This window comes from Pseudonocardia petroleophila (genome assembly GCF_014235185.1).
Lineage (GTDB): Bacteria > Actinomycetota > Actinomycetes > Mycobacteriales > Pseudonocardiaceae > Pseudonocardia > Pseudonocardia petroleophila.
Map to the genome: position 1 here is coordinate 5,095,628 of NZ_CP060131.1, position 12,549 is coordinate 5,108,176.

The following is a 12,549-nucleotide window of genomic DNA, read 5'->3' on the forward strand; positions in this document are numbered from 1 at the left end:
GGCGGCCTCCGGTGCAGGGCCCTTCGACCCTCCCGCGGCGGTGGGTGCCCGGACGAGGCTCGACGCGAGCCGGAGGACCGGCACGACGTCCGCGGAGGAACGATGAACCTCGATCTCGCACGATGGCAGTTCGCGATCGTGACCGTGTACCACTTCCTGTTCGTGCCGCTGACGATCGGCCTGTCGGTCCTCGTCGCCGGGATGCAGACGGCCTGGTACCGCACCGACGACGAGCGCTACCTGCGCATGACGAAGTTCTGGGGCAAGCTGCTGCTGATCAACTTCGCCCTCGGCGTGGTGACCGGGATCGTCCAGGAGTTCCAGTTCGGGATGAACTGGAGCGACTACAGCCGCTACGTCGGGGACGTCTTCGGCGCCCCGCTGGCCGTCGAGGGCCTGCTCGCGTTCTTCCTGGAGTCCACGTTCCTCGGGCTGTGGATCTTCGGCTGGGACCGGCTCCCGAAGCGGCTGCACCTGGCCTGCATCTGGCTCGCCTCGATCGGCACCGTGCTCTCCGCGTACTTCATCCTCGCCGCGAACTCCTGGATGCAGCACCCGGTCGGGTCGGTCGTCAACACCGAGCGGGGCCGCGCCGAGCTCGTGGACTTCGGCGCCGTCCTCACGAACTCCACCGCGGTCGGCGCGTTCCTGCACACGATCACCGCCTGCTTCGTCACCGCCGGCATGTTCGTGCTCGCCATCAGCGCCTGGCACCTCGCCCGCGGGCAGCACACCGAGGTCTTCCGCCCCTCGATGCGGCTCGCGCTGGTCACCGTGCTGATCGCGAGCCTCGGCGTCGTCGTCACCGGCGACCTGCAGGCCCGGCTGATGACCGAGCAGCAGCCGATGAAGATGGCGGCGGCCGAGGCGCTCTACGACACCGTCGCGCCCGCCTCGTTCTCGCTGGTGACGATCGGCTCGCTGGACGGCTCGCAGGAGGTCTGGAGCCTGCGGGTGCCCCGGATCCTGTCGTTCATGGCCACCGGCTCGTTCGACGGCCGCGTCGAGGGCATCAACGACCTGCAGGCCGCGGCCGAGCAGGCCTACGGGCCCGGTGACTACACCCCGAACATCCCGGCGACCTACTGGACGTTCCGGCTCATGATCGGCTTCGGGCTGCTGGCCGGGCTGCTGTCGGTGGCCGGGCTGTGGCTGACCCGCCGCCGGGCGCGCCGTGCGCTGCCGCGCTGGTTCCACACCGCCGCGCTGGCCGGGCTGGTGCTGCCGTTCGCGGCGAACAGCACGGGCTGGATCTTCACCGAGATGGGCCGCCAGCCCTGGGCCGTGTACGGCGTCCTGCGCACCGCCGACGGCGTCTCCCCGTCGGTGGGCACGCCGCTGGTGCTCACCTCGCTGGTCGTCCTCACCCTGCTCTACGGGGCGCTCGCGGTCGTCGAGGGCTATCTGATGGTCCGCTACGCCAAGGCCGGTCCCCCGCCGGCCGGCGCCGCCACCCCCACCGCATCCGACGAGCCGCGGCCGCTGGCCGTGGCCTACTGAGGGACCCGCCATGGAGCTCACGGACATCTGGTTCCTGCTCATCGCCGTGCTCTGGACCGGCTACTTCGTCCTCGACGGGTTCGACTTCGGCGTCGGGATGCTGCTGCCGGCGGTCGGGCGCACGGAGACCGACCGCCGGGTCGCGATCAACACGATCGGCCCGGTCTGGGACGGCAACGAGGTGTGGCTGCTCGTCGCGGGCGGGGCCACCTTCGCCGCGTTCCCCGAGTGGTACGCCAGCCTGTTCTCCGGCTTCTACCTGCCGCTGCTGCTCATCCTCGTCGCGCTCATCGTCCGGGGTGTCGCCTTCGAGTTCCGCGGCAAGATCGACAGCCCGCGGTGGCGGCGCAACTGGGACCGCGCGATCGTCGTGGGCTCGGCGCTGCCCGCCCTGCTGTGGGGCGTGGCGTTCGCCAACGTCGTGCAGGGTGTGCCGCTCGACGCCGACCACGAGTTCACCGGCACGGTGCTGACGCTGCTCAACCCCTACGCACTGCTCGGCGGGCTGGCCACGCTGAGCCTGTTCGCGCTGCACGGCGCGGTGTTCCTCGCCCTGAAGACCACCGGTGACGTGCGGGTGCGCGCCGCCGGGCTGGCCAGGGGCCTGGGGGTGGCCGCCATCGTGACCGGCGGCGGCTTCCTCGTCTGGACCTTCCTCGCCCACGACCGGCTCTGGACCGCCGTGCCGGTGCTCGTCGCCGCAGGCGCGCTGATCGGCACCGTCGTCCTGAACGCCCGCGGCCGCGAGGGGTGGGCGTTCCTGCTCACCGCGACCGCGATCGTCGCGGTGACGGTGACGCTGTTCGGCGCCCTGTACCCCGAGGTGCTTCCGTCGACCACCGACCCCGCGTTCGGCCTGAACACCACCAACGCCGCGTCGACGCCCTACACGCTGACGATCATGACCTGGGTCGCGGTGGTGTTCACCCCGGTCGTCGTGGCCTACCAGGCCTGGACGTTCTGGGTGTTCCGCCGCCGCCTCGGCGCGGCCGACATCCCCGCCGCGGCCGGGCTGCCCGCCCGCACCGACCGGACGGACGAGCCCGTCCGATGAAGCCACTGGACCCGCGGTTGCTGCGGCACGCCTCGGCGGCCCGGCGCTACGTCGTGCTGGCCGCCGGGCTCGCGGTGGCGACCGCGGGCCTGGTGCTCGGGTCGGCCGAGCTGCTCGCCCGCGCCGTCGAGGGCGCCTTCCTCGGCGGCACCGGGATCGACGCGGCGGTCCCGCTGCTGCTGGGCCTGCTCGCCGCGGTCACCGCCCGCGCCGTGCTCGCCTGGGCCGGGGAGGTGGCCGCGCACCGCGCCTCGACCGACGTCGTCCGCCAGCTGCGCGCCCGGCTCGTCGGCCACGCGCTGGAGCTGGGCCCGCGCCACCCCGGCCTGCCCCCCGGCGGCGAGCTGGCGACCCTGGCCACCCGCGGACTCGACGGCCTGGACGGCTACTTCGGCCGGTACCTGCCGACCCTGCTCGTCGCCGCCGTGGTGCCCGCCGCCGTGGCCGGGCGCATCCTGTTCGCCGATCCGCTGTCCGGGCTGATCGTCGGCCTCACCGTCCCGCTGATCCCGATCTTCATGATCCTCGTCGGGCTGCACACCGAGCGCTCCACGCGCCGGCAGTGGCGCACGCTGGCCGTGCTCGGCCACCACTTCCTCGACCTCGTCGCCGGGATGGACGTGCTCGTGGCGTTCGGCCGCGCCCGCCACCAGTCCGGGCGCCTGCGCGACCTGGCCGAGTCTTACCGGCGGGCCACCCTGCGCACCCTGCGCGTCGCGTTCCTCTCCGCGCTCGTGCTCGAGCTGCTGGCCACGCTGTCGGTGGCGCTGGTCGCCGTCGCGATCGGGCTGCGGCTGGTGGACGGCCGGCTCGACCTCCGCACCGCGCTCGTGGTCCTCGTCCTGGTCCCCGAGGTGTACCTGCCGCTGCGCGCGGTCGGGGCCCGCTTCCACGACTCCGCGGAGGGCCTCGCCGCCGCCGCCGAGGTGTTCGCCGTGTTGGAGACACCGGTGAGCGGGTCCGGCGAGCGCCGGCCCGCACCCGACCCGTCGCGCGTGCCCGTCCGGCTCGACGGGGTGGTCGTGGAGGGCCGCGGCGGACGGGTGCTCGACGGGCTGGACCTCCTGGTGGAGCCCGGGACCGTCCTGGGGGTGTCGGGGCCGAGCGGCTCGGGCAAGTCGACGCTGGTCGACCTGCTGCTCGGGCTGCGCCGACCCGACCGCGGCCGGGTCACCGTCGGCGGTGTCGACCTCGCCGACGTCGACCCCGTCGCCTGGTCGCGCCGCGTCGCCTGGGTCCCCCAGCGCCCGGTCCTGGTGGCCGGGACCGTCGCCGACAACATCCGCCTCGGTGTGCCCGACGCGCCCGGTCCCGCCGTCGCGGCCGCCGCGGCCGCCGCCGCCCTGGACCTCGCGCTCGACACCGCGGTCGGGGAGGACGGCACGGGGCTGTCCACCGGGCAGCAGCGCCGGGTCGCGCTCGCCCGCGCCCTGCTCGCCGACCGCCCCCTGCTGCTGCTCGACGAACCGACCGAGGGCGTCGACGCCGACACCGAGGCCGCGATCACCGCCGCCCTGCCCGCGATCGCCGCCGGCCGGACCGTCGTCCTCGTCAGCCACCGGCCCGACCTGCTCGCCGTGTGCGACCGGGTCCACACCGTCGACGGGCCGGGGCACGCCCGCCGGCGGGTGCCGGTCCCCGCCCCGCTCCCCCCACCGATCCCGGCCGCGGCACCGACCGCCCCCGCGGGGCCGCGGCCGGGCCCCGCACCCACCCCGGTCCGGGGCGCCCTGCGGTGGTCCCTGTCCGCCGCGCGGGCCGAGCGCGGGCGGCTGGCGCTCGCCGCCGCGCTCGGCGCGCTGGCGCTGGGCTGCGGGGTGGCGCTGACCGCCACCTCGGCGTGGCTCATCTCCACCGCGGCCCTGCACCCCCCGGTGCTGACGCTGCTGGTCGCCATCGTCGCCGTCCGCGCGTTCGGGCTGGGCAAGGGCGTGCTGCGCTACGCCGAGCGGCTCGTCTCGCACGACGCCGCGCTGCGCGCGTCGAGCGCGCTGCGGGTGCGGATCTGGGCGGCGCTGGTGCGGCTCGGGCCGGCGGCCACCGCGCGGCTGCGCCGCGGGGAGCTGCTGTCCCGCCTGATCGCCGACGTCGACGCCCAGCAGGACCTGCTGGTGCGGGCCCTGCTGCCCGCGGCCGCCGCCGCGGCGGTGGGCCTGGGCACCGCCGGCGGGATCGGGCTGCTGCTGCCGGCCGCCGGGGCGGTCGTCGCGGTCGGCCTGCTCGTCGCCGGGGTCCTCGCCCCCGCCGCGACCGCGTGGGCCGCGCACCGCACCGAGCGACGGACCGCCGCCGCCCGCGGCGAGGTGCTGGCCCGCACCGTCGAGATCGTCGAGGCCGCACCGGACCTGATCGCCTTCGGTGCGGCGCCGCGCTTCCGCGACCGGCTCGCCGACACCGACACCCGGCTCGCGGTCCTGCTGCGCCGCGCCGCCACCGCCCGCGGCGTCGGGGCCGGGCTCGCCGTGCTGGCGATCGGGGCCACCTCGGTGGCGGCCACGGCCGTCGGCATCGCGGCGGTCCGGGCCGGCACGCTGCCCGGGCCCGCGCTGGCGGTGCTGGCCCTGACCCCGCTCGCGCTGGCCGACGTCGTCGCCGGGCTGCCCGACGCCGCGGTCCGGCTGCTCACCGCGCTGCCCGCGGCCCGGCGCCTCGCCGAGCTCGAGTCCCGGCCCCCCGTCGTCACCGATCCCACGGACGCGCCCGGCGGTGCGGCTCCGTCGGGGTTCACCGCCGACGGCCTCGCCGTCCGCTGGCCCGGGGCCGTCGCCGACGCCGTCGCCGGCGTCGACCTGGCCCTGCCGCCCGGCACGCGGCTGGCGCTGACCGGGCCGTCCGGGTCGGGCAAGTCCAGCGTGGTCGCCGCCCTGCTGCGCACCCTGGACCCGAGCGCGGGCACGCTGCGCGCCGACGGTCGCGACGTGCACGAGCTGACCGGGGACCGGGTCCGCGACGGCATCGCCTGGTGCGGCGCCCGGACCCACCTGTTCGACAGCACGCTGCGCGCCAACCTCGCCGTCGCCTCCCCCGGCGCCTGCGACGACCGGATCCGCGACGCGCTCGACCGGGCCCGGCTCGGCGACTGGCTCGCCGGGCTGCCCGACGGGCTGGACACCGCGGTCGGCGAGCACGGCGGCACGGTGTCCGGCGGTGAGCGCCAGCGCATCGGCGTGGCGCGGGCCCTGCTGGCCAAGCGCCACGTCCTCGTCCTCGACGAGCCCACCGCCCACCTCGACGCCGCCACCGCCGACGCGCTGGCCGCCGAGCTGCTCGCCGCCACCGCGGGGCGGACGGCGCTGATCGTGACCCACCGGCCCGAGCAGACCCCGGACCTGCCCCGGGTGCGGCTCGACGCCGAGCCGCTCGTCCCCGCGACCTGACCCACCCGACGAGGAGACCCCATGACCCCCCGGATCGCCGCACCGCCCGAGACCCTCGACGACGACCCGCCCGTCACCGCCCTGATGACGCACCGGATCGTCGCCATCACCCCCGACGCCGACCTGGCCGTCGCCCTGCGCCTGATGGCCGCGCACGGTGTGCGGCACCTCCCGGTCATCGACGGGACGCACTGCCTCGGCGTGCTGCTGGAGACCGACGTGGCCCGGCTGCTCGCCGGCGTCCGGCCCGAGCCCGGGGTGCCCGCACCCCGCGTCGGCGCGCTGTGCCGGCTCGCCCCGGCGCTGGAGCCCACCGCGCGGCTGTCGGACGCGGCCCGGCGCATGCACGCGGAGGGCGTCGACGCCGTCCTGGTCACCGACGGCGAGCGCCTGCTGGGGATCGTCACCGCCACCGACCTGATCCGCTCGCTCGCGGCGGGACGGACGCCCCGGTGAGCGCCGGGCCGGCCGCCTACGACCCTTCCGTCCGGGAGACCCACGTCGGCATCGTGTTCCTCGTCGGTGACCGCGCGTACAAGATCAAGAAGGCCGTGCACAACGACTTCCTCGACTTCCGCACCGCGGACCGCAGGCGCGCCGCGTGCCGCCGGGAGCTCGAGCTCAACCGCAGGCTCGCCCCCGACGTCTACCTCGGCATCAGCGAGCTGCTGCGGCCGGCGGACCCCGACGGTCGGCCCGTCGCGCACGGCGGGCCGACCGAGCCGGTGGTCGTCATGCGCCGGATGCCCGACGACCGTCGCCTCGCCACCCTCGTCACGACCGGCGCGCCGGTCTCCGCGGACCTGCGCGCGCTGGCCCGGACGATGGCCCGCTTCCACGCCGGGGCCGAGCGCGGCGACCCGGTGACCGCCGACGGCACCCGCGACGCGCTGGCCGCCCGGTGGCGGTCCACCTTCGACGCGCTGGCCCCGTACGCGGGCCCCGTCCTCGACCCGGCCGTGGTCGGGGCGCTGGAGCGGCTCGCGACCCGGTTCCTCGACGGCCGCGGCCCGCTGTTCACCGACCGCATCGCCCACGACCGCGTCGTCGACGGGCACGGCGACCTGACCGCCGCCGACGTGTTCTGCCTCGACGACGGCCCCCGCGCCCTGGACTGCCTGGAGTTCGACGACCACCTGCGCCACGTCGACGGCCTCGACGACGTCGCGTTCCTGGCGATGGATCTCGAACGCCTCGGCCGTCCCGACCTCGCCACCGACTTCCTCGACGCCTACGTCGAGTTCTCCGGCGACCCCGCGCCCGCGGCGCTGCGCCACCACTACATCGCCTACCGCGCCGTCGTCCGGGCCAAGGTCGCGTGCCTGCGCCGCGGGCAGGGCGACCCCGCCGCGGCCGCCGACGCCGTGCAGCACGCCGGGCTCGCCCTGCGCCACCTCGAGCGGGGGGCGGTGCGGCTGGCCCTGGTCGGCGGGCTGCCCGGCACCGGCAAGTCGACCCTGGGCGGGGGGCTGGCCGACCGGTTCGGAGCCGTGCTGCTCGGCGCGGACCGGGTCCGCAAGGAGCTCGCCGGGATCGACCCCGCCGACCCGGCCGGTGCCCCGTTCCGCCAGGGGCTCTACACCGCGGCCCACACGGCGGCGACCTACGCGGAGCTGCTGCGCCGCGCCGCGATGCTGCTGGCCCGGGGCGAGTCGGTGGTGCTCGACGCCTCGTGGACCGACGCCGGGCTGCGGGCCGCCGCCGCCGACGTGGCCCGCCGCACCGGCAGCGACCTGGTCGCCCTGCACTGCCAGGTGGACAGCGCCGTCGCCGAGCACCGGATCGCCGGGCGCGCGCCCACCGGGTCGGACGCCACCGCGGCCGTCGCCCGGGAGATGGCCGCCGCGGCGGACCCGTGGCCGCAGGCCTGCCCGGTCCCGACCGGCACCACCCCCGCGGCCGCACTGGCCGTCGCGGAGCGGGCCTGGAGCGCCGCACCCGCGCGGGCACCGCGACCGGCCGGACCTGTCGCGGTGCCCGGCTGAGCGGCGCGGTGCCCGGCGGGGTGCGGCGGTCAGCCGCGGTCGGCCGCCCGCAGCACCAGGCGGGCCACGAGGTTCACGCCCCACACGCGGGCGCGCTCCTCCTCCCCCGCCACCAGCGGACCCGTCGTCCCGGTCACCCGGAACGACGCGGGGCGGGCCACCACGGCGTAGCCGGACCGGCGCAGCCTGCGGGCCGCGGCCGACGCCGCCGACCCGGGCAGCCGCGGGCGGTCGGCCCGGGTGTCGAAGGCGGCCGCGGTGCGCCCCGGCCCGGCCGGGGCGAGGTCGGCGAGCCACTCGCGCAGCCCCACCTCCACGGCGGGTGCGCCCTGCTCGGCGGCCGAGCGCCGCGTCGCCGGGCGCGACATCCCGAACGCGTGGGTCGGCCCGCCGACGACGAGCAGGTCGGCGACGGCCGCCGCCCGGGCCGCCTCCGGGTCACCGACCTCCAGCACCCGGGCGTGCACGCGGTCCCCCAACCCGAGCGCCACCGCCTCGGCGATCCGGCGGGTGTTGCCGAACATCGACTCCACGACCACGAGCGCGTCCATGCCGTCCTCCTCCATCGGTTCCTGCGGTGGAGCGACGCCGCTCACGACGGATCCGGGACCGGGTCGTCGGCGGGGTGCGGCCACAGGCCGATCGCGCTCGACGGCGGCTCCGGCCACTCCGCGGCGCTCTCGATGCGGTACCCGTCGGGGGGCACCACCACCGAGTCCCGGTCGTTGCCCACCCAGCGCACCCGGAAGCGGGCGGGTCCGGCACCGGCGAGCTGCTCGACGATCCGGGCCCAGCGCCAGCCCCGTTCCAGCGGCGGCAGCGGCACCACCAGCCAGTCGCCGTCGTGGGTCGTGGTCCGTTCGGACATGACGTCACCTCCGGACGACCACGCTCGCGCACGACCGCACCCGTGCGGGAGCGTCGCAGGTCCCGACGGGGCGGGCCGGAGGTCCTCCCCGGACCGGACCCGCCCCCGACGGGCCCGCCGGCCCGACGCCCGGGACGTTCTCCCCTACCGCGCCGGGGGCCCGCCGGGACAGGCTCCGCACCGAGGCCCACGGACACGGGAGGTCACGGATGCCGGAGTCCCCACCGGGCGCGTGCGGCGCGCCCGCCGGCGCCGACCCGGCCCCCTCGCCCGCCGACGTCGTGGCCCACCAGCTGGTCGGGGTGGCCGACCGCCTGTGCCGGGAGTTCGCCGCGGACGGCGGGGCCCGCGCCGAGTCGGTGCGGGAGCAGGTGCGTCAGGCACGGGCGGGCTTCGGGTCGCCCAGGGTGATCACCTACCTGCCGGTGCTGATCGAGCGCGACCTCCGCCGGACCCTGCAGCGGGCCCGGGACGCCGCGGGAGAGCCGCCGGTCCCGCGGCGGAGCGCACCGCGTCGCGCCGGGGAGGTCTAGCATCGCCCACCCGGCTCGCGCCGCAGCCGGTCCCGGCAGCCCGGAGGAGCCCCCGTGTCCGTCACGCTCAACCCCTACCTGAACTTCCGCGACGGAACCCGCGACGTCATGACCTTCTACGCCTCCGTCTTCGGCGGCGACCTCACCGTCACCACCTTCGCCGAGGCCGGCGGCATGGGCCTGGACGAGGCCGAGCAGCACAAGGTCATGCACTCCCAGATCGTCACCGGCACCGGCCTGACGCTGATGGCCGCGGACCTGCCCGCCTCCATGGAGGTGAGCGCCAACGGCACCGTCTCCCTCAGCGGCGACGACGAACCGACCCTGCGCGGCTACTGGGACGGGCTGACCGACGGCGGCAGCGTCACCGTCCCGCTGGAGAAGGCGCCGTGGGGCGACACCTTCGGCATGTGCACCGACCGCTTCGGCGTCGGCTGGATGGTCAACATCCTGGGCGGGTCCTGACCCGGGGACGTCAGGACCGGCCGAACTCCAGTACCGGCCGGCCGCGGAACCCCGGCTCGACCACGAACAGCGCCCCGGCCGACGGCTGGGCCGCGCGGGCTCGCGCGTCGAGCCCCAGCGCGGACGTGGTGACGTAGAGCCGGTCCAGGTCCGGGCCGCCGAACGCGCAGGCCGTGACCTGGGTGACCGGCAGCGCCACGACGGTGTCGAGGACGCCGTCGGGCGTGTAGCGGTGCACGGCCGACCCGCCCCACAGGGCCACCCAGATCCCGCCGTCGGCGTCGACGGTGAGCCCGTCGGGGAACCCGGCGCCGTCCGGGATCCGCACCACGGTCCGGCGGGCGGCGGGGTCCCCGACCGGATCGAACGCCTCGACCCGCCGGGTCGGGGTGTCGACGTGGTAGACCGTCCGCCCGTCCGGCGCCGTCGCGAACCCGTTGGAGATCGTCAGGCCGGTGAGCATCCGCCGCACCGTCAGGTCCGGGTCCAGCCGGTACAGCTCCCCCGCACCCGCCCGCCCGTCGTAGGCCGTCGAGCCGCACCAGAACGCGCCGTCCGGGGTGCAGCCGCCGTCGTTCATCCGCACGTCCGCCCCGGTCCACAGGTCACCGAGCCGCCGTTCCACGCGCAGGTCCGCGTCGAGCAGAACGAACCCGCGCTCGTCGGCCAGCACGGTCCCGCCGTCGACCCGGGGCCGGAACGCCGCCGCGACCGCGCCCACGTGGGTGCGGCGCACCGCGTCGCCGTCGAGCTCCAGGACGTCGCCGGCGAGCAGGTCGACCCACCGGACCCCCCGGTAGGACCGGTGCCACACCGGTCCCTCCCCGTGCTCGGCGACCGGACCCGTCACCGGGGTCGCGGTGAGCTCGCGGTGGGCGCGGCCGTCCCGGGCCCCGCTCACCGCCAGCCGCCGTCGACGCGCAGGACCGCACCCGTCGCGTACGACGACGCCGACGTGGCGAAGTACAGCACCGCCCCCACGATCTCCCCGGGCTCGGCGCACCGCCGGAGCGCGACCCGGCCCTCGACGTCCTCCCGGAGCCCGTCGGGCCAGTTCGCGGCGATGTCGGTCAGGAACGGGCCGGCCTGCACGGTGTTCACCCGCACCGAGGGCCCGAGCGCCTGCGCGAAGCCCACGCTCAGCACGTGCAGCCCCGCCTTCGCCGCCGCGTAGGGCAGCGCGGCGGGGGACGGCCGGATCGCCTCGATCGACCCGATGTTCACGATCGACCCGCCCGCACCCCGGGCCATCCGCGAGCCGACCAGCGCGGTCAGCCGGAACGGGCCGCGCAGGTTCACCGCGACGACCTTGTCGAACAGGCTCTCGTCGACCTCCTCCAGGCTGGGGTAGAGCGGGGAGAGACCGGCGTTGTTCACCAGCACGTCCACCCGGCCGAAGGCGTCGTAGACGGTCTCGACGAGGTCGTCGCACGCCGCCCAGTCGCTGACGTTGCACGCCACCGGCAGCGCCTCGACCCCGAACCGCCGCCCGACCTCCTCCGCGACCGCGACGCAGGCGTCCCGCTTGCGGCTCGCGACCACCACGCGCGCGCCCCGCTCGGCGAACGCGACCACCATCTCCCGGCCCAGGCCCCGGCTCCCGCCGGTCACGACCACGACCTTGTCCCTGAGCTCGTCGTCCATGTGTGCTTCCTACCCGCTGCCGGCCCGCCCGTCCGCGCCCGCGTGTAACTCCCGGCCCTCCCCCGTACTCCTCCCTGACGACGACGGAGCTCGCGGAACGGGAGGCCCGACCATGACTGCACCGACTGCACCGACTGCACCGGCACCGACGGCACTGACCCACCGGGACCGCGCCGTGCTGCGCGCCGTCGCCGCGGGCCGCTGCGCGCTGGCCGGACCCACCCTCCTCGTCGACGGCCTCTGCTGCGCCGACCAGTTCCTCGGCGCCCGCCTCACCGGCGCCGGCCTCATCGACACGGCCGCGCGGCCGGGGCCGGCCCGCCTCACCGCGTCCGGCCGGGAGCTCCTCGGCGCCGCCTGAGCGGCGCGCAGCGGGCCCGGTCCGGGTGCCGGGGGACCCGGTCGCCGTCCGCGGCTCGTCGGGTCCGTGCTGCGTCGCGGGACCGGGTCGACCCCGTCAGCGAGCGGCCGTGGAGCGCGGCGGGGGCCTGCGCGCCCTCGTCATCGACGCCGTGGCCGCGACGCGGCGGGAGCGCCGCCGGGGGTGAGCGGGGCCGGGCCGCCGGGCGGCGGCGGGGTCCGGACGGCCGGGTCGGACGGCGGGCGGGGTACCGGGACCCCGATCCCCGCCGGGACCTCGACCGGGCACAGGTGCGCCACTGCGACCTCCACCGAGGGGAACGTGCTCAGGTCGTGCATCAGTGCGCCGACCCCGAGCGGGAGCAGGTGGACCCGGCCCCCGCAGCCCGCGACGTGCAGCCGGACCCCCCGGTCGCCCCGCTCGTCCCACCCGGCGCGCAGCGTCTCCAGCCCGTCGGTGTCGAAGCGGATCACGCTCGCGAGATCGACGATCAGGTGCCGCAGCGCCACGTGCTTCGTCAGGTGCAGCAGGATCTGCGCATCGGCGATCCGCAGCAGCCGTTCGGCGGCCGCGCGGTCGAGCGCACCCGCGGTCCGGACCACCCGGACTCCGGGTGCGACGGACTCCACCGCCGCCTGGAACGGTCGCCATGACGTCATCCCGACCTCCGCACGGTCGTCGGGCGACCCCGTCGTCGCCCGCACGCCAGTCGTACCCGGCGGGTGCCGCTCCCATGCGCGGGCCGCCGACGCTCCCCCGCGC

Annotated in this window: 13 protein-coding genes; 8 read left to right on the forward strand and 5 right to left on the reverse strand. The window is 76.8% G+C overall.

Features of this window, described 5'->3' with window-relative positions; genetic code table 11:
* Positions 1–102 precede the first annotated feature (102 nt).
* The 5 genes from H6H00_RS25005 to H6H00_RS25025 are packed head-to-tail and all read left to right on the forward strand — an operon-like array spanning position 103 to position 7,916.
* Positions 103–1,500, forward strand: coding sequence for a cytochrome ubiquinol oxidase subunit I (locus tag H6H00_RS25005; RefSeq protein ID WP_185718124.1), 1,398 nt, complete (start codon positions 103–105; stop codon positions 1,498–1,500).
* Positions 1,501–1,510: 10 nt separating this feature from the next.
* The gene (gene cydB / locus H6H00_RS25010; protein WP_185718125.1) at positions 1,511–2,554 is read left to right on the forward strand and encodes a cytochrome d ubiquinol oxidase subunit II; all 1,044 of its coding nucleotides are present in this window, start codon (positions 1,511–1,513) and stop codon (positions 2,552–2,554) included.
* Positions 2,551–5,931, forward strand: coding sequence for a thiol reductant ABC exporter subunit CydD (gene cydD / locus H6H00_RS25015; RefSeq protein WP_185718126.1), 3,381 nt, complete (start codon positions 2,551–2,553; stop codon positions 5,929–5,931). Before cydB ends, cydD begins: the two co-directional genes overlap by 4 nt.
* Positions 5,932–5,952: 21 nt before the next feature.
* Positions 5,953–6,387, forward strand: coding sequence for a CBS domain-containing protein (locus H6H00_RS25020; protein WP_185718127.1), 435 nt, complete (start codon positions 5,953–5,955; stop codon positions 6,385–6,387).
* Positions 6,384–7,916: a bifunctional aminoglycoside phosphotransferase/ATP-binding protein gene (locus H6H00_RS25025; RefSeq protein WP_185718128.1), complete on the forward strand. Its 1,533-nt coding sequence runs from the start codon at positions 6,384–6,386 to the stop codon at positions 7,914–7,916. The genes H6H00_RS25020 and H6H00_RS25025 overlap by 4 nt, the downstream gene beginning before the upstream one ends.
* Positions 7,917–7,945: 29 nt before the next feature.
* On the opposite strand, the gene H6H00_RS25030 is transcribed toward H6H00_RS25025, so the two are convergent.
* Both H6H00_RS25030 and H6H00_RS25035 read right to left on the reverse strand, forming a co-directional pair.
* Complete coding sequence (locus tag H6H00_RS25030; protein WP_185718129.1) at positions 7,946–8,467, reverse strand: flavodoxin family protein; 522 nt, start codon at positions 8,465–8,467, stop codon at positions 7,946–7,948.
* Between the two features lie 41 nt (positions 8,468–8,508).
* Positions 8,509–8,784, reverse strand: a complete 276-nt coding sequence (locus H6H00_RS25035) for a DUF1918 domain-containing protein (protein WP_185718130.1) — start codon at positions 8,782–8,784, stop codon at positions 8,509–8,511.
* Positions 8,785–8,993: 209 nt separating this feature from the next.
* Between H6H00_RS25035 and H6H00_RS25040 the strand changes: the two genes are divergently transcribed.
* Together H6H00_RS25040 and H6H00_RS25045 are read left to right on the forward strand one after the other, a co-directional pair.
* A complete protein-coding gene (locus H6H00_RS25040; RefSeq protein ID WP_185718131.1) occupies positions 8,994–9,317 on the forward strand; it encodes a three-helix bundle dimerization domain-containing protein in 324 nt (107 codons plus the stop codon).
* Between the two features lie 54 nt (positions 9,318–9,371).
* Positions 9,372–9,782, forward strand: a complete 411-nt coding sequence (locus H6H00_RS25045; protein ID WP_185718132.1) for a VOC family protein — start codon at positions 9,372–9,374, stop codon at positions 9,780–9,782.
* 10 nt (positions 9,783–9,792) lie between these two features.
* Here the strand turns inward: H6H00_RS25045 and H6H00_RS25050 are convergent, their stop codons facing one another.
* Both H6H00_RS25050 and H6H00_RS25055 read right to left on the reverse strand, forming a co-directional pair.
* Positions 9,793–10,683 (reverse strand): SMP-30/gluconolactonase/LRE family protein, encoded by an 891-nt coding sequence (locus H6H00_RS25050; RefSeq protein ID WP_255425364.1) that lies wholly within the window; start codon positions 10,681–10,683, stop codon positions 9,793–9,795.
* A complete protein-coding gene (locus H6H00_RS25055) occupies positions 10,680–11,426 on the reverse strand; it encodes an SDR family NAD(P)-dependent oxidoreductase (RefSeq protein WP_185718133.1) in 747 nt (248 codons plus the stop codon). Before H6H00_RS25055 ends, H6H00_RS25050 begins: the two co-directional genes overlap by 4 nt.
* Positions 11,427–11,601: 175 nt before the next feature.
* On the opposite strand from H6H00_RS25055, the gene H6H00_RS25060 reads away from it, so the two are divergent.
* Positions 11,602–11,787 carry a hypothetical protein gene (locus tag H6H00_RS25060; RefSeq protein ID WP_255425365.1) on the forward strand — a complete coding sequence of 62 codons (186 nt, stop codon included), beginning with the start codon at positions 11,602–11,604 and terminating at the stop codon, positions 11,785–11,787.
* Positions 11,788–11,927: 140 nt separating this feature from the next.
* On the opposite strand, the gene H6H00_RS25065 is transcribed toward H6H00_RS25060, so the two are convergent.
* Entirely contained in the window at positions 11,928–12,446 is a 519-nt protein-coding gene (locus tag H6H00_RS25065) for an STAS domain-containing protein (protein ID WP_185718135.1), read from the reverse strand.
* Positions 12,447–12,549: the final 103 nt, after the last annotated feature.

Bases quoted from the DNA above. Each gene is read 5' to 3' on its own strand.
- H6H00_RS25040 (WP_185718131.1), top strand. From the start codon at position 8,994: ATGCCGGAGTCCCCACCGGGCGCGTGCGGCGCGCCCGCCGGCGCCGAC.
- H6H00_RS25005 (WP_185718124.1), top strand. From the start codon at position 103: ATGAACCTCGATCTCGCACGATGGCAGTTCGCGATCGTGACCGTGTAC.
- H6H00_RS25065 (WP_185718135.1), bottom strand. From the start codon at position 12,446: ATGACGTCATGGCGACCGTTCCAGGCGGCGGTGGAGTCCGTCGCACCC.
- cydD (WP_185718126.1), top strand. From the start codon at position 2,551: ATGAAGCCACTGGACCCGCGGTTGCTGCGGCACGCCTCGGCGGCCCGG.
- cydB (WP_185718125.1), top strand. From the start codon at position 1,511: ATGGAGCTCACGGACATCTGGTTCCTGCTCATCGCCGTGCTCTGGACC.
- H6H00_RS25020 (WP_185718127.1), top strand. From the start codon at position 5,953: ATGACCCCCCGGATCGCCGCACCGCCCGAGACCCTCGACGACGACCCG.
- H6H00_RS25030 (WP_185718129.1), bottom strand. From the start codon at position 8,467: ATGGACGCGCTCGTGGTCGTGGAGTCGATGTTCGGCAACACCCGCCGG.
- H6H00_RS25035 (WP_185718130.1), bottom strand. From the start codon at position 8,784: ATGTCCGAACGGACCACGACCCACGACGGCGACTGGCTGGTGGTGCCG.
- H6H00_RS25055 (WP_185718133.1), bottom strand. From the start codon at position 11,426: ATGGACGACGAGCTCAGGGACAAGGTCGTGGTCGTGACCGGCGGGAGC.